Below are 18,364 nucleotides of genomic sequence, written 5' to 3'. Positions count from 1 at the left end.
AGACCGGGGGGCTACGAGTGGAACGATGTGCTCGCCAGGTCGCGTTCGCCGTTGATGATGGCGTCGACGACGCGTTGGGCGACGACGACCGGAGGGTAGCCGGCCGGCAGGCGGGGGGCGATTCCGGAGATCGGGTGAGTGGAGAGTTCGGTCTCGGTGTGACCGGGCCGCGCGTCCAGAATGCGGATGCCGCTACGCCGCAGTTCCCGGCCGGCGGCCTGGCCGAAGGCAGCGAGGGCGGCCTTGGACGCCGAGTATGCGGCGAGGTTGGCAGTGGGGCTCTCGCTGACGACGCCGCTGAGGGTGACGATAAAGGGCTCTCGCCCCTGCTCTGCGGATTCGCTCAGCGCGGCCCGAGCCGCACGGAGCAGGCGGATCGGTGCCAGCGTGTTCACGGCGAACAGCTCGGCGAGCGTCTCATCGCTCACCTCGATCGCCGGTCCGAAGGCAACGACCCCCGACGCGTTGACGATGCCGTCGAGCCGTCCGTTCACGCTGATCGCGTCGGCGACGAGAGTCGTGATTGCGTCCGGATCGGTGAGGTCGGCGGCGAGCGGGGTTCCGGGAATCGAGAGCGCCTCAAGTTTCGCCTGGTTGCGCCCGCTCAGGACGAGTCGGGCGCCGCCGGCAGCCAGAAGTCGGGCAATTTCACTTCCCAGACCCCCCGAGGCGCCGAGGACGAGAATGACGGAATCGTCGAGGTGTGTCATCTGGCCACCATAACGCACCACCCTCCGCACATGGCTGGAGATCGCGCTCGGGCGTCAGCCGATCCGGGCGCCGATGGCGCCGATCACGGAGTCGAGCATGGCCCCGGACGCATCACGTCGCGACCCTGATTCAGGAAGCATGCGGGGTGTGCCGTCCGACGCGACCGCCCGGGCCGGCAGAGGCCCCACCCACGCGACGGAGACGGTGTCCTCGCCTTTCAGGAACCGCTGGGAGCGCACCCCACCCGTTCCCCGGCCTTTCGCCGGGTACTCGGAGAAGTCGGACACTTTGGCGCTGCCCGGGTCTGTTCCGGGCAGGGTGTGGCTGCCGGTCGCGACGGTCGCAACCACGAGCGCCGCAGCGCCGTGCGTTTCCACGCTGGTGAAATACACCACGTGCGCGTCCGTGGCCAGTTTGATGCCCGCCATACCGCCGGCGGTGCGCCCCTGCGGGCGCACCGACCCGGCAGGAAAACGCAACAGCTGTGAGTCGGAGGCGATGAAGACGAGTTCGTCGTCTTCCGCACCCTGCGCCGCGCCGACCACCATGTCATTGAGCTTCAGCGCGATGATCTCGAAATCGGGTTTGTTTGCCCAGTCGCCGGGGGTGACGCGCTTCACGATGCCCTGTCTGGTCCCGAGAACGATCGAATGCTTGGAATCGAGCGCGACGAGCGCGACGATCTTCTCCGCCGTGTTGGGCAGGGCCAGGTAGTCGCGCACGCGTACGCCGGCCCCGAGCTGGACCGAGGTCGGCGGCAGCAAGGGGAGGTCGACGGGGGAGAAGCGGATGAGCCGTCCCAGGTTGGTGACCGCTCCGATCTCCGTGCGACTGGTCGTGTCCAGAACGGACAGGACGGCATCATGCTTGCTGCGCCTCTGAGCCGGCGTGACCCGCTCCGGCTGGACAGTGGTGCCGGCCGGAATCTCCACCCGGGCGATCTTGCCCGTCACGCTGAGGTAGACCCGGGTCGGGGTGTCCGTCACCTCGAGGATGGCGGCCTTCCGCTTGGCGGCGGCGCTGTTGGCGCCGGCGACATTCGCCTTGGCCTCGGTCAACAGGGTTCGCCTCGGCGTGCCGAAACGCTCGGCCACCGAGGCCAGTTCGTCGGACACCAGGGTGCGGATGGAGGCCCTGCTGCCGAGAAGCTTCTTCAGCGCCGCGATCTCCGCCAGCAGCTGATCCCGCTCGGTTTCGAGTTCGATGCGTGAGAAGCGGGTCAGGCGCCGCAGGCGGAGCTCGAGAATGTACTCGGCTTGAATCTGGCTCAGGTCGAAAACGTCGATCAGCTTGGCGCGCGCCTGCTCGCTGTCGTCGCTGGCGCGGATGACCTGGATCACCTCGTCGATGTCCAGGATTGCCACCAGTAGGCCTTCGACGAGATGCAGACGCTCCGTTCGTCGGGCCAGTCGGTAGGCCGAGCGCCGGGTCACGACCTCGATTCGGTGTCCGATGTAGACGAGCAGGAGTTCCCGCAGACCCAGTGTCTGCGGGCCGCCGTCGACGAGGGCCACCGCGTTGATGTTGAAGGAGTCCTCGAGCGGGGTCACCCGGTACAACTGCTCGAGCACGGCCTCCGGGCTGAAACCGGTCTTGATCCCGATGACGAGACGGAGTCCCTTGGTGCGGTCCGTCAGATCGGTGACATCGGAGATGCCACTGAGCTTCTTGGAATTGACCCCGTCCTTGATCTTCTCGATGACCCGCTCGGGCCCGACCAGATAGGGAAGTTCGGTGACCACGAGACCGGCCTTGCGGGCGGTGATGGCTTCGACGGATACCCGCGCCCGGGTCTTGAAACTGCCGCGCCCGGTGGCGTAGGCATCCATGATTCCCGTCAGCCCGACGATCGTGCCGCCGGTGGGCAGGTCAGGCCCCGGGACGAACTCCATCAGGTCCTCGAGGGTCGCGTCTGGGTGGGCGAGCAGATGCCGCGCCGCGCCGACGACCTCGATCAGGTTGTGCGGAGCCATGTTGGTGGCCATGCCGACGGCGATACCGCTCGCGCCGTTGACGAGCAGGTTGGGGTAGGCGGCCGGGAGAACGTCCGGCTGGGTGAGCTGGTTGTCGTAGTTGGGTACGAAGTCGACGACGTCTTCGTCGAGGTTTTCCGTCATGGCCAGGGCCGGCGCGGCCAGCCTGGCCTCGGTGTACCGCGGGGCGGCCGGCCCGTCATCGAGCGAGCCAAAGTTGCCGTGGCCGTCGATCAAAGGGACCCGGAGCGTGAACGCCTGCGCCATGCGCACGAGAGCGTCATAGATCGCGGTGTCGCCATGCGGATGCAGCTTTCCCATGACCTCGCCGACGACCCGCGCCGACTTGACGTGGCCGCGATCGGGGCGGAGCCCCATCTCGCTCATCTGATACAGGATGCGCCGTTGCACTGGCTTGAGCCCGTCCCGGGCGTCCGGGAGCGCCCGGGAGTAGATGACCGAGTAGGCGTATTCGAGGAACGAGCCCTGCATCTCGGTGGAGACATCGACGTCTTCGATGCGCTCGGTGAACGTGGCGGGCGTGGTGCTGTCTGAACGGCTCATTCGTGAATTCTGGTGAGGCGTGCGTTGAGGGACGCGCGCTGTCGGGTAGGCGCTGGATCGATCCGGCCCTGTCTATGTCAGACTTGGCACGATGCCCCCCATGCTACCGGCCCGCCAATTCGGCACCCTGCGCCTTGCCGACGTTCTCACAAGTTCCCTGTCATCGATCGAGGGCCTTTCCAACATTCTGGACCTCGGCCAGACGAACAAGGCGGTCGTCCTTCTGGCGGACGGCCTCGGCGTCAGTTCCCTCCGAGCCCGTCCTGGGCACGCCCGATTCCTGAACTCGCTACTGACCAAGTCCAGCGTGGTCGACGGCGTCTTCCCATCCACCACGGCTGCAGGCATCACGACCCTTACCACGGGTGTCGCACCCGGGCAGCACGGACTCGTCGGCTACCGGGTCCGAGACGCCGACCGGGACCGTGTGGTGAACCAGCTGACCGGCTGGGACGACGACATGCGACCGGAGACCTGGCAGCGTGCGCGCACCGTCTTCGAACGGGCCGCGGATGCCGGCATCCGCGGTTTCGCCATCGGACCCCGCCGGTACACCACATCCGGCTTCACCCAGGCGGCGCTTCGCGGCGCGCACTACGTACCCGCGGAGAGCGTGTCCGACAGGTTTGCCGCCGCGCGACACCTTCTGGACACCGAGCCGCGCGCCCTCGTCTACGTCTACGTCCCCGAGCTGGATGTGGCCGCCCACGCGCACGGCTGGGAGTCCGAACGGTGGTTGGCCGCGCTGGAGAACCTCGACGGCGTGGCCGCCCGCTTCGCAGCCGCACTGAAAGCCGATGAGGGTCTCCTGGTCACGGCCGACCACGGAATCATCGACGTCCCGATGACCAGACACGTGCTCTTCGACACGGTCCCCGAACTCATCGGCGGCGTCCGCCACATCGGCGGGGATCCCCGGTGCCTGCACCTCTACCTCGAACCCGAACTCGGTTCCGACTCAGGCGCGGCCCTCGCCGATACGTGGCGCGGTATTGAAGGCCACCGCGCCTGGGTCTTCAGCCGCGCGGAAGCAGTCGATTCCGGGCTGTTCGGCGATGTTGCACCCGAGGTTTTGCCTCGCATCGGCGACGTGATCGTGGCCGCGCGCAAGCTCATCGCCTACTACGACTCCCGCGAGCCGAATCAGTCCGCACGTTCGATGGTCGGTCAGCACGGATCGCTGACGGACGAGGAACTCCGCGTGCCCTTGATCAGGTCGGGGACCTTCTCCGCCTGAGCGCGTGAGAAGTTCCGGCGTCAGGCGGGGTAGCGGCCGCGCTTGACCTGTGGTTTCGGCAGGCGAAGCACACGCAGTTGCAGTGCACGCATCGCTGCGTACCAGCGCACACGCTCGGCTTTCTCAGCGCCGAACTTGGCATTGAGCTTGCGCGTGACGATAAAGCCCAGGATGACGGAGTCGACAACGGCGACGATGACGAAGGCCCACAGGGCCAGGATTCCGTACGTCTGCACGGCCGCGTCGGGGAATACGCTGAGCAGGATGACCAGAAACATCACCGGAATCATGAATTCGCCCACGTTGAAGCGGGCGTCGACAAAGTCGCGCACGAAGCGCTTCTGCATACCGCGGTCGCGCACGGGGAGGAACTTCTCATCTCCGGCAGCCATACCCACCCGGGCACGCTCGCGAGCCTCGGCGGCCTTGCCTCTGGCCTGCTTGGCCGCGAGCTTGCGGTCATCTGGAACAAGCGGGCGCCGATTCAGAGCCTCTTGCTGCTTGCGGCTGGGCGTCGCCTGCCCTTTGCCGACAGGGTGGGTGGCCGCGAGGCGAGACCTGGTCTCGTCCGGGGTCTCCATGGATGGTTGTGCGTCTGGGTTCACAGGCTTAGCCACATCAGTTCCTTGCAATTGGTTGCCTTAAGATTACCTGATGACCGATATTCAAGAAACAGCGCCCCCGGCAATCTCACCGGCCGCCCCGGCTCTTCGTGCGGCAGTCGAACGCGGCCTTCCCACGACCATTGCCGACCTGTGCTCCCTGGTGCGGATTCCCTCCGTCTCCTGGGATGCCTTCGACGCACTTCAGGTGGCCACCAGCGCGGATGCCGTCGCGGTCCTGGTCCGCGACCTCGGGGTGTTCGAATCGGTCGAGATCAAGCGAGCCGGGATCCCGGGCGGTGCCGAACTCGGCCATCCGGCCGTTTTGGCCACGCGCGCGGCACGCAACGGGCGCCCGACGGTTCTGCTCTATGCGCACCACGATGTGCAACCCCCCGGCCAGGATGCGGACTGGGACTCCAACCCGTTCGAACCGACCGTGCGTGGCGACCGCCTCTACGGACGCGGTGCGGCGGACGACAAGGCGGGAGTCATGGCCCACATCGCGTCGATCCGAGCTCTCGTGGAAGCAGAAGGACCCGATTTCGACCTCGGCCTGGCGCTCTTCATCGAAGGCGAGGAAGAGTTCGGCAGCCGGTCCTTCACCACCTTCCTGGAGGAGAACCGGGAGTCCCTGCGCGCGGACGCCATCGTCGTCGCAGATTCGAACAACTGGGACATCAACACCCCCGCACTGACCACGGCGCTGCGCGGCAATGTCACGTTCCGACTGACGGTACGCACCCTTGACCACGCGTCGCACTCGGGCATGTTCGGGGGAGCGGTTCCCGACGCAATGATGGCCGTCGTTCGTCTGCTCGACAGCCTGTACGCCGACGACGGCGCCGTCGCGGTCCGCGGGCTGACGAGCATCGATGTTCCGACTCCGGACTACTCGGTGGAGCAGCTCCGCCTGGAAACCGGGCTCACCGACGGCGTCGGCCCGATCGGTCACGGCTCGGTGCTCAGCCGGATCTGGTCCCAGCCGGCCATCACAATCACCGGGATCGACGCGCCGTCCGTGGCCAACGCGTCGAACACGCTCACCCCGGCCGTCACCGTTCGCTTAAGCACCCGGATCGCTCCCGGTCAGTCGGCGGACGAAGCGTTCCGTGCGCTCGAGGCGCATCTGCACGCCAAGGCTCCATTCGGCGCCCGAATCGACATCGATGACGTCGACACGGGGGAGGCCTTCCTGGTCGACACGGGCGGCTGGGCCGTCGCTGAGACGCGGAGCGCCATGGCCGAAGCCTGGGGCGAAAGCCCGGTGGACATCGGCGTCGGCGGGTCCATCCCCTTCATCGCCGACCTGGTGCGGGTGTTTCCGGAGGCTCAGATCTTGGTCACCGGGGTCGAGGACCCGGATTCCAGGGCGCACAGCCCCAACGAATCTCTGCATCTCGGAGTGTTCAAGCGGGCCATCCTCAGTGAGGCCTTCCTACTCGGCCGTCTGAATCAGCGCACCGGGAGCTGACCCGACCGAGAGCGCAGAAATCCGGGAATGCAGAGGGTGTATTCCCGGTTGTGGTCGGTACAATCTTCGTGGCCACCACCGGACATCCAGCCGCCGCGAAAAACCGTGTGAAAACGACTCGAACACTGAGGAGCACCATGACCGACACAGTCGTCGCCAGCACAGCCGCCCATGGCGTTGGCCTGAGCGCCACCGCCGCTGACAAGGTACGCACCCTGCTCGCCCAGGAAGGCCGCGAGGACCTTCGCCTGCGCGTTGCCGTTCAACCCGGCGGCTGCTCCGGCCTCATCTACCAGCTCTACTTCGACGAGAGGCTACTCGACGGTGACGCTCTCGTCGACTTCGATGGGGTAGAGATCGTCGTTGACAAAATGAGTGTCCCCTACCTGGACGGGGCATCCATCGACTTCGAGGACACCATTCAAAAGCAGGGGTTCACGATCGACAATCCGAACGCCGGCGGAAGCTGCGCATGTGGAGATTCCTTCAGCTGACCCACCGGCGCCAGACAAAGCGCGTCGGGCTCGTATCTCCGCAAATACTATGACTGGCGGCGAATTCGTTATCTCGGAGGCCGGTTCTTGCACAACGGAACGTGCCACCCGCAGTAGGCTGGAAGTCTATAGAAGCACTTCCAGTTAAGTGTCGTCGAGTCTCACCGAAAGGTTACTGGTGCGCAAAAACCATCGTCTCCGATGGGCTGCAATTCCGATCGCAGCGTCGTTGGCCCTCGTTCTCGCAGGTTGCTCGCAAGCCCAGCTTCATGGCTACCTCCCCGGCTTCATCGAGGGTGAGCCGGCGGTAACCAACCAGACGGAGCGCATCTCCGGGCTGTGGACCACGTCGTGGATCGTTCTGATGATTGTGGGGCTCATCACCTGGGGGCTCATCATCTGGGCCGTCGTTGTCTACCGCCGCCGCAAGGGTCAGACCGGCCTTCCGGTGCAGCTTCGTTACAACATGCCGATCGAGATTTTCTACACGGTCGTTCCCCTTATTCTCGTGGTCGGCTTCTTCGCCTTCACCGCGCGGGACCAGGCAGAGATCGAGGCTCGTTTCGATGAGCCGGAGGTCAAAATCCAGGTCATCGGCAAGCAGTGGGCTTGGGACTTCAACTACGTCAACGAAGACGTCTACAGTGCCGGCATTCAAGGCCAGCCCGACGTCGACGGCCCCGCCGGTTCGCTGGTTCAGTCCGAGATCCCCACGCTCGTCCTACCGGTCGGCCAGAAGGTTGAACTGGCGCTCGACGCCCGCGACGTCATCCACTCATTCTGGGTCGTTGACTTCCTGTACAAAAAAGACATGATCCCCGGCAAGACCAACTACATGTCGATCATCCCGGAGCGCATCGGCACCTATGACGGAAAGTGTGCCGAACTGTGCGGCGAGAATCACTCGCTGATGCTCTTCACGGTCGAGGTCGTGTCCGAGGCAGACTACGAGTCGTACATCGACTCCCTGCGTGCTGCAGGCAACGACGGCCAGCTCGGCCTCGATTACGCACGCAACCAAAATCTGCCAGGAACGACAGCACCAACCGAGCAGGAGGGCAACTAGTCCATGACTACTACTACCACTACGGCACCTTCCGCGCCGGCAGCCCCCACTGCCCCGCGTCGGCCCACCGGTGTCGAGCGCAAGGGCAACGTCATCGTCCGGTGGATCACCTCCACTGACCACAAAGTCATCGGGTACATGTACCTGATCACGTCGTTCGTCTACTTCTGTCTTGCCGGTGTCATGGCACTGGTGATCCGCGCACAGCTTTTCGCCCCCGGCCTCGAGGTCGTCCAGACGAAGGAGCAGTACAACCAGCTCTTCACAATGCACGGCACGATCATGCTGCTGATGTTCGCTACGCCTCTGTTCTTCGGGTTCGCCAACTCCCTCATGCCGCTGCAGATCGGCGCCCCCGACGTGGCCTTCCCCCGGTTGAACGCCTTTTCCTTCTGGGCCTTCTTCTTCGGCAGTCTCGTCGCCGTCGGTGGATTCCTCACTCCGCAGGGTGCCGCATCCTTCGGCTGGTTCGCCTATCAGCCTCTGGCCAGTACGACGTTCTCCCCAGGCGTCGGTGGCAACCTGTGGATGGTCGGGCTTGGGCTGAGCGGCTTCGGCACCATTCTCGGCGCCGTGAACTTCATCACCACGGTAATCACGATGCGCGCCCCCGGAATGACCATGTTCCGGATGCCGATCTTCACGTGGAACACCATGGTCACGTCGATCCTCATCCTGATGGCCTTCCCCGTTCTCGCCGCAGCCCTTCTGGCCGCCGCGTCCGACCGCATTTTCCTCTCGCACATCTACGATCCGGCCAACGGTGGAGCCATCCTGTGGCAGCACCTGTTCTGGTTCTTCGGTCACCCTGAGGTGTACATCATCGCGCTGCCGTTCTTCGGCATCGTTTCGGAAGTCTTCCCGGTCTTCAGCCGCAAGCCGATCTTTGGATACAAGACCCTCATCTACGCGACCATCTCCATCGCGGCGCTGTCCGTGGCGGTCTGGGCGCACCACATGTACGTCACCGGCTCTGTCCTGCTGCCGTTCTTCTCCCTGATGACCATGCTGATCGCCGTTCCGACCGGGGTGAAGATCTTCAACTGGATCGGCACCATGTGGCGTGGCTCGCTGACCTTCGAAACGCCCATGTTGTGGGCCCTCGGCTTCCTGGTCACCTTCACCTTCGGTGGCCTCACCGGCGTCATCCTTGCCTCACCGCCGCTCGACTTCCACGTCTCGGACACCTATTTCGTCGTCGCGCACTTCCACTACGTCATCTTTGGAACCGTGGTATTCGCGATGTTCAGCGGGTTCTACTTCTGGTGGCCGAAGTGGACCGGCAAGATGCTCAATGAGAGCCTCGGCAAGTGGCACTTCTGGTTCCTCTTCATCGGTTTCCACACCACCTTCCTGGTGCAGCACTGGCTGGGCGTCGTCGGCATGCCGCGTCGGTACGCGTCGTACCTGCCCGAAGACGGCTTCACCTGGATGAACCAGTTGTCCACGGTCGGTTCGGTCATTCTCGCGATCTCGATGATCCCGTTCTTCCTGAACGTCTATATCACCGCCCGTAAGGCACCGCAGGTCACCGTGAACGACCCGTGGGGCCACGGCGGCTCGCTCGAGTGGGCTACCTCATGCCCGCCGCCGCGCCACAACTTCACCTCCATCCCGCGCATCCGGTCCGAGCGCCCCGCGTTTGACCTGAACCACCCGGAGGCGCCCATGACAGTCGGAATCGGGCCGGCGAAGGACGCCCCGGATGCCCCCACGTACGACGTAGCGTCGAAAAGGACGAAGTAAATGAGAGCCAACGTCAATCTCCTTTGGGTTCTGAGCGGGTTCTTCGTGGTGGTCACGACGGCCTATGTGGTCTGGGGTCTTCTTGACCCTAACCAGAACAAGATCGAGTGGGCGGGGACGTTCACACTCGGCCTGTGCGCGATCTTCTTCAGCTTCGTCGCGTTCTACCTGAGCCGGGTGCACAGTGCTCAGGGTGGCGAGCTTCCTGAAGATCGTCTTGACGCGAATATCGACGACGGCGACCCTGAGGTTGGTTTTTACAGCCCGTGGAGCTGGTGGCCCATCCTCTTGGCTGCCAGTGCTGCTCTGCTCTTCATGGGGCTGGCTGTCGGCGTGTGGATCTCGATCATCGCGTTGGGCATCGGGGTCATCTGCCTCGTCGGCTGGGTATACGAGTACTATCGGGGCAATTTCGCTCGCTGATCCGAACCGAATACGTGCTTCAGGCACAAGCGGCGGCGTCCAGAACCCAGGTTCTGGGCGCCGCCTGTGTTCATGCCCGGCACATCGCTTCGGAGTGACACGTTCGGGCAATTTCCCAGGTCCACGCAGCCTGATCCACAGTTCCCGCCCGCACGGCCTCGAACGAATGCCACGGAGATTCTCCGGTATACGCGTCTTTCCGGCCCGTCGGGGTGCGATTCTGCCAGAATCTCCGTCGAATTCGCTCAGGTCGTGGGACGCTACGCGTGGCTGCCGGGCTTCAGATCGTGATGCGACGGTAGCCGAGTAACTCGAAGGACGCCGTGACGGTCTGCACGCCGCTGAGATGGACCGTTAGCGCGTCGAAATCCGTGTGGTGAGCTGACGGACCCATCCCGATCAGAGCGGATGCCTGGGCCGGGTTGAGGCGCAGCGAAGACGACAACTCGTCCCGTGTTTCCAGTTCGAAGGCGGGGGACAGCGCCTCGGACAGGTGCTCGCCTTTGTTCGCGGGCACGTCCAACGCCAGACCGGACGCCCTGAACTCCTGCAGGTGGGACGCGTGCGGCACGACGACGACGAGCAGACCGTCTTCGCGCAGGACCCGGTGAAATTCAGACGGGTTCCGGGGAGCGAATACGTTAAGGAGTACATCTGCTGATGCGTCCCGCACTGGCAGCGGGGACCAGACATCCGCCACGAGCCCGTCGATGTTGTCCCGGCCGCTCACTGTGCGCCCGACCGCCACGGGGGAAAGGTCTATTCCCAGGGCGCGCGCATCTGGACAGAGCGCGAAAACCCCCTGCAAGTAGTATCCGGTTCCACAGCCGATGTCCATGACCCGGGAGGGGTTCTCAGCCGCCACCCGCTCAGCAAGGCGGCTGCGCAGCGGCTCGTACCAGCCGGTCTCGAGGAAAAGTGCTCTCGCGTCGACCATCGCGACGCTATCGCCGATCAGCCGGCGCGAACCGCCTGCCAGTGACACGTATCCGCGCTTGTTCACGTCGAAGGAGTGACCGGCCCCGCAGCGCAGCGTCAGCGGCTCGGCGGGGGACAGCGGAAGAAAACAGTTCGGGCACCGAAGCCACTCCGACAGGGTCTGGAGGGACATCGATGCCCGTTCTGTGTTCGCGGCCGGAGCCTAGTGGTGGTGGTCGTGCGTCCGTACGAGTTCAGTGGTCGATACCGGTTCGATCCGGTCCTCGAAGAACCAGCGGGACAGTCCGGCACGAGCCTTTTGGCCCACCGTGATTTTGCCCTTGGCGTTCGGGCGGATCATGAGCGGCTTGTAGTCGTTGTAGCTGACCAGCTTCCAGCGCTCGTATTCATCAACGGGCTGGTGAACCTCGATGTACTCGCCACCGGGTAGACGCACGATACGCCCGGACTCGTAACCGTGCAGAACGATCTCACGGTCCTTTTTCTGCAAAGCCAGGCAGATGCGTTTCGTCACGAAGAAGGCGATGAAGGGCCCCACAATCACCAGGAACTGCATGGTGTGGATTACGCCTTCCATCGTCACCTTGAAGTGCGTTGCGATGATGTCCGAGGAGGCCGTGGCCCACAGCGCCGCGTAAAACGTGACCCCGGCGGCACCGATCGCGGTGCGTGTCGGGGCGTTCCGGGGACGGTCGAGGATGTGGTGCTCACGCTTGTCTCCGGTGACCCACCCCTCGATGAACGGGTAGATAAGCACGACCAGGATGAACAGGCCCAGCGAAACCAACGGGATCAGGATGTTGAAGGACCAGGTGCGATCCAGCCAGACCATCTCGAGTCCCGGCGGGATCAGGCGCAGGGCGCCGTCAGCAAAACCGATGTACCAGTCCGGCTGAGTTCCGGCCGAAACGGGGGAGGGATCGTAGGGACCGTAGTTCCAGATGGGGTTGATCGTAAACAGCGACGCCATCAGCATCACGATGCCGAAGACGATGAAGAAGAAGCCACCGGCCTTGGCCGCGTACACGGGAAGAACCGGGTAGCCGACTACATTCTGGTTGGTGCGTCCGGCACCGGGGTACTGCGTGTGCTTGTGTACGACGACGAAGAGCAGGTGCATCGCGATCAAAGCCACGATAATGGCCGGCAGCAGCAGAATGTGGAGGGAGTACAAGCGTCCAACGATCGCCTCGCCCGGGAACTCTCCGCCAAAGAGGAGGAACGAAATCCAGGTTCCGACCAGCGGGATGCCCTTGACCATTCCGTCAATGATACGCAAGCCGTTTCCGGAGAGCAGGTCGTCGGGGAGGGAGTACCCGGTGAATCCTTCGGCCATGGCCAGGATGAACAGAACAAACCCGATGACCCAGTTGAGCTCGCGCGGCTTGCGGAACGCACCGGTGAAGTAGATGCGGAGCATGTGCAAGCCGATTGCAGCCACGAAGAGCAGTGCTGCCCAGTGGTGGACCTGGCGCATGAGGAGCCCGCCACGAATATCAAAGGAGATGTCCAGGGAGGATGCCATCGCGGCAGACATCTCCACACCCTTGAGTGGCATGTACGAACCGTCGTACTCCACCGGCGTCATCGAAGCGCTGAAGAAGAACGTGAGGAACGAACCGGACAACAGGATGATGACGAAGCTGTAGAGGGCAACCTCACCGAGCAGGAAAGACCAGTGGTCGGGGAAGATCTTGCGACCCAGTTCCTTAACCGCGGTCGAAATGCTGGTGCGCTCGTCGATGTAGTTCGCGGCGGCCCCGGTGAGGCCACCGGACTTCTTTGTTTCGACCAAGTCAGTAGTCGTAGTTGTAGTGCTCAATTCCGCTCCCAGAAGCTCGGTCCGACGGGTTCAGTGAAATCGCTTTGTGCAATGAGATATCCCTCGGAGTCTACCGTGATGGGCAGCTGCGGCAACGGGCGCTTGGCCGGTCCGAAGATGACTTCGCACTGGTTCGTCACATCGAACTGCGACTGGTGACAGGGGCACAGGAGCGTGTGGGTCTGCTGTTCATAGAGCGCGACCGGGCATCCGACGTGCGTGCAGATCTTTGAGTAGGCGACAATGCCGTCGTACGACCAGTCCTTCTTGTCGGCGGGCTCATTGATGTCTTCCGGCTTCAGCCTCATCAGAAGAACTGCGGCCTTGGCCTTCTCTTCGAGTTTGCCGTGGCCGAGGTCCTGCAGTCCTTCGGGAATAACGTGGAAGGCCGAGCCGAGGGTGACGTCGGAGGCCTTGATAGGTGTGCCCGTGGGGTCGATCGCGAGCCTGGTGCCCTTCTTCCACATGGTGTGTTCGAGAGCTGCAGCCGGATTGGTGTCCTGCGGGCCCAAGCCGCGGAACAGCACGACGGCCGGCAGCGGAAAGGCGATCAAGGCACCGATGAGGCTGTTTCGGATGAGCGTACGGCGACCGATGCCCGATTCAACATTGGCCTCGTGAAAGATCTCGACCGCGCGTTCGCGGGTCTCGTCCGACCCCCGCACCGGGTGGCGCTCGTCGACGCCTTCGTGGTCGAACATGAGCGCCTTGCCCCAGTGCACGGCGCCGATGCCGATTGCCAGCAGGGCGAGAGTGAGGCCGAGACCAATGAAGAGGTTGTTCAGACGAACCGAATCCGGTTCCTCAGGGATGATCGGGAAGACCATATACGCCACGATCGCGAACACACTGCCCACGATCGACAGGTAAAAGAGCGTGTAGACGGTTCGCTCGGCGCGACGCTCCGCGCTGGGGTTGAGGTCGGTGACGCGCGGTCGGTGTGGGGGGAGACCCGGATTGGCCACGGCATCCCGTACGACGACGGCGGTGCCTGCGGGAGCCCCCTCATGCCCGACGCTCGACGAGTCAGCAGCGGTCAAGTCCTTCCCGCTGTTATCGTCCTTGGCCATTGTTCTCCTTCATCGGAATTCTCATAAAACAGTTTGTGTCAGACCTGGTCGGTGATCAGTTCGACTTGGCGGTGATCCACACCGTCAGGGCAACGATCGATCCAAGACCGAAGATCCAGAGGAAAAGACCTTCCGAGACCGGTCCGAGGGCGCCCAGAGCGAATCCACCGGGGGACGGGTTGTTGTCCAGGTACTTGAGGTACGTAATGATGTCCCGCTTGCTCTCCGGGGAAATGTTCATGTCGTTGAACACGGGCATGTTCTGCGGGCCGGTGACCATGGCCTCGTAGATGTGCTTCTCCGTAACCCCGGCCAGGGCAGGCGCATACTTGCCCTGAGTGAGGGCACCACCGGCGCCGGCGACGTTGTGGCACATTGCGCAGTTGATGCGGAACAACTCGGCGCCCTTGGCGGCATCGCCCTCGGCGTCGAGGAGAGACGGATCCGGAAGTGCCGGACCCGGCGCAAGGGACGCCACGTAAGCGGCGAGCGACACGATCTGCTCGTCTGTGAACTGGACCGCCTTCTTCTCAGCCTGCGGTCCGTTCAACTGCATCGGCATGCGTCCGGTGCCCACCTGGAAGTCGACCGATGCAGCGCCGACGCCGATCAGGCTGGGGCCAGCATTGGTGCCCGCTGCTTCCAATCCGTGACAGGTGGCGCAGTTGGCCGCAAAGAGTTTCTGCCCTTCCCCGACGGTTTGCTGCGACGCAGCGTTCGTCTCCGCACTGGCCGTGCTCGTGCTGAAAGCCGCGTATGCGCCTCCGGTGAAGAGGAGTCCGATCGCGATGAGGGCGACGCTGGCAAGCGGGCTGCGACGGCCGGCTTTGCGACCGTCGGACTGCTTCGGTGTGCTAATCGTGGTCATACGTGGTGTCCACTCCGACTTTCTATTTAAGAACGTAAATGACGAGGAACAGCCCGATCCAGACAACGTCGACGAAGTGCCAGTAGTACGACACGACGATGGCGCTCGTTGCTTCCTTGTGACCGAAGTTCTTGACCGCGAAGGCGCGCCCGATGACGAGCAGGAACGCGATCAGGCCGGCAGTCACGTGAATACCGTGGAAACCGGTGGTGAGGTAGAATGCGGATCCGTACGCGTTGCTGGTAAGCGAGACGCCCTCGGAAACGAGAGTCGCGTACTCGAAGACCTGACCGGACACGAATATGGCGCCGAGGGCGTAGGTGAGGAAGAACCACTCGACCATGCCCCACTGGCTCGGTTTCCATCCGGTCGAACGTGATTGCAGGCGTTCTGCCGCAAACACTCCGAACTGGCAGGTCACCGAAGAGGACACGAGGATCAGTGTGTTCACAAGGGCGAATCCGAAGCCGTGCTTCTCCGTCTCGAATAACCACAATTCAGGCGACGTCGACCGCAGCGTGAAGTAGATGGCGAAGAGCCCGGCGAAGAACATGACTTCGCTGCCCAACCAGACGATAGTGCCAACAGCCACGCTGTTGGGCCGGTTAACAACGGGCGCATTGACCGCGTAAGTAATTGATGGACTCGTCACTCTTCTATTATGGCCGATTTGCGTATCGGTTATTGTCATCGGGGCGGACCTGTCGCTCAATTACCGGAATGACTACCTGATTGGAACAAACGCGCCCCGGGAAGCGAATTCGGGACGGATCGTCGATCTCGCTAAAATCGATCCATGCTTGAAATTCAGTCCTGGCCAAACGTCCTAAGTGCTCTGCTTTCGGGGAAGGACCTCAGCGTCTCCGATGCCGCGTGGAGCATGGAGCAGGTCATGCTGGGGGAGGCAACTCCGGCGCAGCTGGCCGGCTTCCTCGTAGCCCTGCGCGCCAAGGGCGAAACCGTGGACGAAATCGTCGGGTTTCGGGATGCGATCCTCGACCATGCCGTACCGCTGGCGGTGAACCCGATGGCCCTGGACATCGTCGGCACTGGTGGGGATCGGTTCGGCACCGTCAACATCTCGACGATGGCCTCCATCGTCTGCGCCGGGGTCGGCGTTCCCGTGATCAAACACGGCAACCGGGCCTCAAGCTCGGCGTCCGGTTCGTCGGACGTGCTTGCTGCCCTCGGCATTGACCTGTCACTGTCTGCCGACAAGGTTGCTGCCATTCTGGACACGGCCGGGATCACCTTCGCCTTCGCTGCCGCTTTTCACCCGGGGTTCCGCCACGCAGCGCTTGCGCGCAAGGAGCTCGGCATCCCCACGGTGTTCAACTACCTCGGCCCGTTGTGCAATCCGGCCCGTCCCGAGGCGTCAGCAGTGGGAGTCGCAAACCTGGACCGAGTTCCGCTCATCGTGGGTGTATTCCAGACACGCGGGGCGACGGCCCTGGTCTTCCGCGGTGACGACGGTCTCGATGAGCTGACCACGACGGGCCACAGCCATGTCTGGGAGGTGTCGCGGGGCCTGGTGACGGAGCACGACATCGATCCGCGTGACCTAGGAATCCGACGGGCCTCGATCAATGAGCTCGTTGGCGGGGACGCTGAGCACAATGCGGCCGTCGTTCATTCAGTGCTGGCCGGTGAGGTCGGTGCGGTGCGTGACATCGTCCTGCTGAACGCGGCCGCCGGCCTGGTCGCGTTTGACCTTGCAAACGATCCCGCGCAGTCTCAAGTCAATATTATCGAGCGCTTTCGCACTAAAATTACTGTGGCCGCGGAGGCAGTCGACTCCGGTGCGGCCACGGCCAAGCTCGCTGAGTGGGTCGCGGCCAGTCGGGTGTGACCCGGCTGGCCCAGACAAAACGAGACGAGCTTGACGACGTCTTCGTCAACCCAGCCGAACGTCTTGGTAATGGCCTCTTTCCAGTTGCGCATCTGTCGGTTCGGCTCTTCTTCGCCCATTTGCGGGGTCCACCGGCTGTCCTCCCGCCAGTTGGCCCGCAGTTCGTCAAGGTCACCCCAGAACCCGACCGCCAGTCCGGCGGCGTACGCGGCGCCCAGAGCCGTGGTTTCGGCCACGACCGTTCGCACCGCTGGCACGCCGATGATGTCGGCCTGGAACTGCATCAGCGTGTTGTTGCCGATCATGCCCCCGTCAACCTTCAGCTCGGTCAATGGAACACCCGAGTCGGCGTTAACCGCGTCCAGGACCTTCCGGGTCTGAAACGCGGTCGCCTCGAGGGCGGCGCGGTAGATGTGGCCCTTGTCCACGAATCGGGCCAGGCCGACGAGGGCACCACGGGCGTCCGAGCGCCAGTTCGGCGGGAAGAGTCCGGAGAAGGCGGGCACGAAGTAGGCGCCGCCATTGTCATCGACCGTTTTGGCAAGCGTCTCGATTTCCTCGGGGGTACTGATCATTCCCAGATTGTCTCGCAGCCACTGCACGAGGGAGCCGGTGACCGCGATGGAGCCGTCCAGCGCATAGTGGGGTTCGGCGTCGCCGAGCTTGTAGCCGAGCGTGGTGAGCAAACCGTTCTTGGAGTGGATGATATCGGTGCCCGTGTTGAAGATCAGGAAGGCACCGGTGCCGTTGGTATTCTTCGCCTCACCTTGGTCGAAGGCCGGCAGTGGCCGCTCGCGATGCCGTAGACCTCGGACGACGAACGAATCTCGGGCAGCATCGACTTGGGTTCCCCGAAGGCGGCGAGGATGTCGTCGTCCCATTGCAGAATCTCGAGATCCATGAACATGGTGCGGCTGGCGTTGGTCACGTCCGTCGCGTGCACGCCGCCTTCGAGACCGCCGGTCAGGTTCCACAGCACCCAGGAGTCCGTCGTGCCGAACATCAGATCGCCGGCTTCGGCCTTGCGCGCGCGTCATTCACGTCCTCGAGAATCCAGACGATCTTCGTTCCGGAGAAGTACGTCGCCAGGGGAAGCCCCACCTGGGCCTTGAACCGTTCGACTCCGCCGTCGGCGACGAGACGGTCCACGATGGGCTGGGTGCGGGTATCTCACCAGACAATCGCGTTGTGGACGGGCAGCCCGGTGCGGCGGTCCGAGACCACTGCGGTCTCATGCTGGTTGGTGATTCCCACGGCCTCGATGTCATGCCGAGTCAGGTTCAACTTGGACAAAGCCTGGCCGATCACTTCACGGGTGTTGTCCCAAATTTCCATCGGGTCGTGCTCGACCCAGCCGGCCCGAGGGAAGATCTGCTCGTGCTCGTGCTCGTGCTCGTGCTCGAGCTGACCGATCGCGATCACCGAGCCTGCGTTGTCGAAGATGATCGCTCGGGAACTCGTGGTTCCCTGGTCGATTGCGATTACGTACTCAGCCTTGGAATACCTCCTTGGATTGCGAGAATCAG

General features: G+C 63.5%; 15 protein-coding genes and 1 pseudogene. 7 read left to right on the top strand and 9 right to left on the bottom strand.

What is annotated here, in order from left to right; translation table 11 throughout:
- Positions 1–11 precede the first annotated feature (11 nt).
- Together E3O54_RS11925 and E3O54_RS11920 are read right to left on the bottom strand one after the other, a co-directional pair.
- Positions 12–710 carry an SDR family oxidoreductase gene (locus tag E3O54_RS11925; RefSeq protein WP_134373796.1) on the bottom strand — a complete coding sequence of 233 codons (699 nt, stop codon included), beginning with the start codon at positions 708–710 and terminating at the stop codon, positions 12–14.
- Positions 711–764: 54 nt separating this feature from the next.
- On the bottom strand, positions 765–3,248 hold the full coding sequence (locus tag E3O54_RS11920; RefSeq protein WP_134401663.1) for a DNA topoisomerase (ATP-hydrolyzing) subunit A: 2,484 nt from the start codon (positions 3,246–3,248) through the stop codon (positions 765–767).
- 91 nt (positions 3,249–3,339) lie between these two features.
- Between E3O54_RS11920 and E3O54_RS11915 the strand changes: the two genes are divergently transcribed.
- On the top strand, positions 3,340–4,485 hold the full coding sequence (locus E3O54_RS11915) for an alkaline phosphatase family protein (protein WP_198411485.1): 1,146 nt from the start codon (positions 3,340–3,342) through the stop codon (positions 4,483–4,485).
- 20 nt (positions 4,486–4,505) lie between these two features.
- Here E3O54_RS11915 and E3O54_RS11910 read toward each other — a convergent pair whose 3' ends face one another.
- The gene (locus E3O54_RS11910) at positions 4,506–5,102 is read right to left on the bottom strand and encodes a DUF3043 domain-containing protein (protein WP_370247836.1); all 597 of its coding nucleotides are present in this window, start codon (positions 5,100–5,102) and stop codon (positions 4,506–4,508) included.
- A gap of 37 nt (positions 5,103–5,139) precedes the next feature.
- Between E3O54_RS11910 and E3O54_RS11905 the strand changes: the two genes are divergently transcribed.
- From E3O54_RS11905 to E3O54_RS11885, 5 genes are all read left to right on the top strand, one after another.
- Positions 5,140–6,561, top strand: coding sequence for a dipeptidase (locus E3O54_RS11905; protein ID WP_134401662.1), 1,422 nt, complete (start codon positions 5,140–5,142; stop codon positions 6,559–6,561).
- 137 nt (positions 6,562–6,698) lie between these two features.
- Entirely contained in the window at positions 6,699–7,055 is a 357-nt protein-coding gene (locus E3O54_RS11900; protein WP_104102019.1) for an iron-sulfur cluster assembly accessory protein, read from the top strand.
- A gap of 178 nt (positions 7,056–7,233) precedes the next feature.
- On the top strand, positions 7,234–8,121 hold the full coding sequence (gene coxB / locus E3O54_RS11895) for a cytochrome c oxidase subunit II (RefSeq protein WP_104171124.1): 888 nt from the start codon (positions 7,234–7,236) through the stop codon (positions 8,119–8,121).
- Positions 8,122–8,124: 3 nt separating this feature from the next.
- Positions 8,125–9,867: a cytochrome c oxidase subunit I gene (gene ctaD, locus E3O54_RS11890; RefSeq protein ID WP_104102025.1), complete on the top strand. Its 1,743-nt coding sequence runs from the start codon at positions 8,125–8,127 to the stop codon at positions 9,865–9,867.
- The gene (locus E3O54_RS11885) at positions 9,868–10,290 is read left to right on the top strand and encodes a cytochrome c oxidase subunit 4 (RefSeq protein ID WP_104102028.1); all 423 of its coding nucleotides are present in this window, start codon (positions 9,868–9,870) and stop codon (positions 10,288–10,290) included.
- Between the two features lie 280 nt (positions 10,291–10,570).
- On the opposite strand, the gene E3O54_RS11880 is transcribed toward E3O54_RS11885, so the two are convergent.
- Genes E3O54_RS11880 through E3O54_RS11860 form a run of 5 tightly spaced genes read right to left on the bottom strand, consistent with a single transcriptional unit; the run spans position 10,571 to position 15,581 of the window.
- The gene (locus tag E3O54_RS11880; RefSeq protein ID WP_134401661.1) at positions 10,571–11,401 is read right to left on the bottom strand and encodes a methyltransferase domain-containing protein; all 831 of its coding nucleotides are present in this window, start codon (positions 11,399–11,401) and stop codon (positions 10,571–10,573) included.
- A 30-nt stretch (positions 11,402–11,431) separates the two neighbouring features.
- Positions 11,432–13,051 carry a ubiquinol-cytochrome c reductase cytochrome b subunit gene (locus E3O54_RS11875; protein WP_174720218.1) on the bottom strand — a complete coding sequence of 540 codons (1,620 nt, stop codon included), beginning with the start codon at positions 13,049–13,051 and terminating at the stop codon, positions 11,432–11,434.
- The gene (locus E3O54_RS11870; protein WP_104102037.1) at positions 13,048–14,121 is read right to left on the bottom strand and encodes a ubiquinol-cytochrome c reductase iron-sulfur subunit; all 1,074 of its coding nucleotides are present in this window, start codon (positions 14,119–14,121) and stop codon (positions 13,048–13,050) included. Before E3O54_RS11870 ends, E3O54_RS11875 begins: the two co-directional genes overlap by 4 nt.
- Before the next feature lie 55 nt (positions 14,122–14,176).
- Entirely contained in the window at positions 14,177–14,989 is an 813-nt protein-coding gene (locus E3O54_RS11865) for a cytochrome c (RefSeq protein WP_104102040.1), read from the bottom strand.
- A 22-nt stretch (positions 14,990–15,011) separates the two neighbouring features.
- Positions 15,012–15,581, bottom strand: coding sequence for a heme-copper oxidase subunit III (locus tag E3O54_RS11860; RefSeq protein ID WP_241977815.1), 570 nt, complete (start codon positions 15,579–15,581; stop codon positions 15,012–15,014).
- A gap of 204 nt (positions 15,582–15,785) precedes the next feature.
- Between E3O54_RS11860 and trpD the strand changes: the two genes are divergently transcribed.
- Positions 15,786–16,838 (top strand): anthranilate phosphoribosyltransferase, encoded by a 1,053-nt coding sequence (trpD, locus tag E3O54_RS11855; protein ID WP_134401660.1) that lies wholly within the window; start codon positions 15,786–15,788, stop codon positions 16,836–16,838.
- Between the two features lie 32 nt (positions 16,839–16,870).
- Here the strand turns inward: trpD and E3O54_RS17185 are convergent.
- A pseudogene (locus E3O54_RS17185) lies at positions 16,871–18,320 on the bottom strand (FGGY family carbohydrate kinase); the annotation flags it as partial.
- Positions 18,321–18,364 lie beyond the last annotated feature (44 nt).

Origin of the sequence: Cryobacterium sp. TMT2-4 (assembly GCF_004402575.1) — a bacterium.
In the GTDB taxonomy this organism is placed as follows: Bacteria; Actinomycetota; Actinomycetes; order Actinomycetales; family Microbacteriaceae; genus Cryobacterium; species Cryobacterium sandaracinum.
The sequence above is the reverse complement of the archived record's forward strand: the minus strand, read 5'-3'. Positions and strand labels throughout refer to the sequence as shown.

What these genes read in the sequence shown, in the direction of transcription:
- E3O54_RS11905 (WP_134401662.1), top strand. Translation starts at nt 5,140, where the DNA reads ATGACCGATATTCAAGAAACAGCGCCCCCGGCAATCTCACCGGCCGCC.
- E3O54_RS11920 (WP_134401663.1), bottom strand. Translation starts at nt 3,248, where the DNA reads ATGAGCCGTTCAGACAGCACCACGCCCGCCACGTTCACCGAGCGCATC.
- ctaD (WP_104102025.1), top strand. Translation starts at nt 8,125, where the DNA reads ATGACTACTACTACCACTACGGCACCTTCCGCGCCGGCAGCCCCCACT.
- E3O54_RS11925 (WP_134373796.1), bottom strand. Translation starts at nt 710, where the DNA reads ATGACACACCTCGACGATTCCGTCATTCTCGTCCTCGGCGCCTCGGGG.
- E3O54_RS11870 (WP_104102037.1), bottom strand. Translation starts at nt 14,121, where the DNA reads ATGGCCAAGGACGATAACAGCGGGAAGGACTTGACCGCTGCTGACTCG.
- trpD (WP_134401660.1), top strand. Translation starts at nt 15,786, where the DNA reads ATGCTTGAAATTCAGTCCTGGCCAAACGTCCTAAGTGCTCTGCTTTCG.
- E3O54_RS11885 (WP_104102028.1), top strand. Translation starts at nt 9,868, where the DNA reads ATGAGAGCCAACGTCAATCTCCTTTGGGTTCTGAGCGGGTTCTTCGTG.
- E3O54_RS11900 (WP_104102019.1), top strand. Translation starts at nt 6,699, where the DNA reads ATGACCGACACAGTCGTCGCCAGCACAGCCGCCCATGGCGTTGGCCTG.
- E3O54_RS11880 (WP_134401661.1), bottom strand. Translation starts at nt 11,401, where the DNA reads ATGTCCCTCCAGACCCTGTCGGAGTGGCTTCGGTGCCCGAACTGTTTT.
- E3O54_RS11865 (WP_104102040.1), bottom strand. Translation starts at nt 14,989, where the DNA reads ATGACCACGATTAGCACACCGAAGCAGTCCGACGGTCGCAAAGCCGGC.
- E3O54_RS11915 (WP_198411485.1), top strand. Translation starts at nt 3,340, where the DNA reads ATGCCCCCCATGCTACCGGCCCGCCAATTCGGCACCCTGCGCCTTGCC.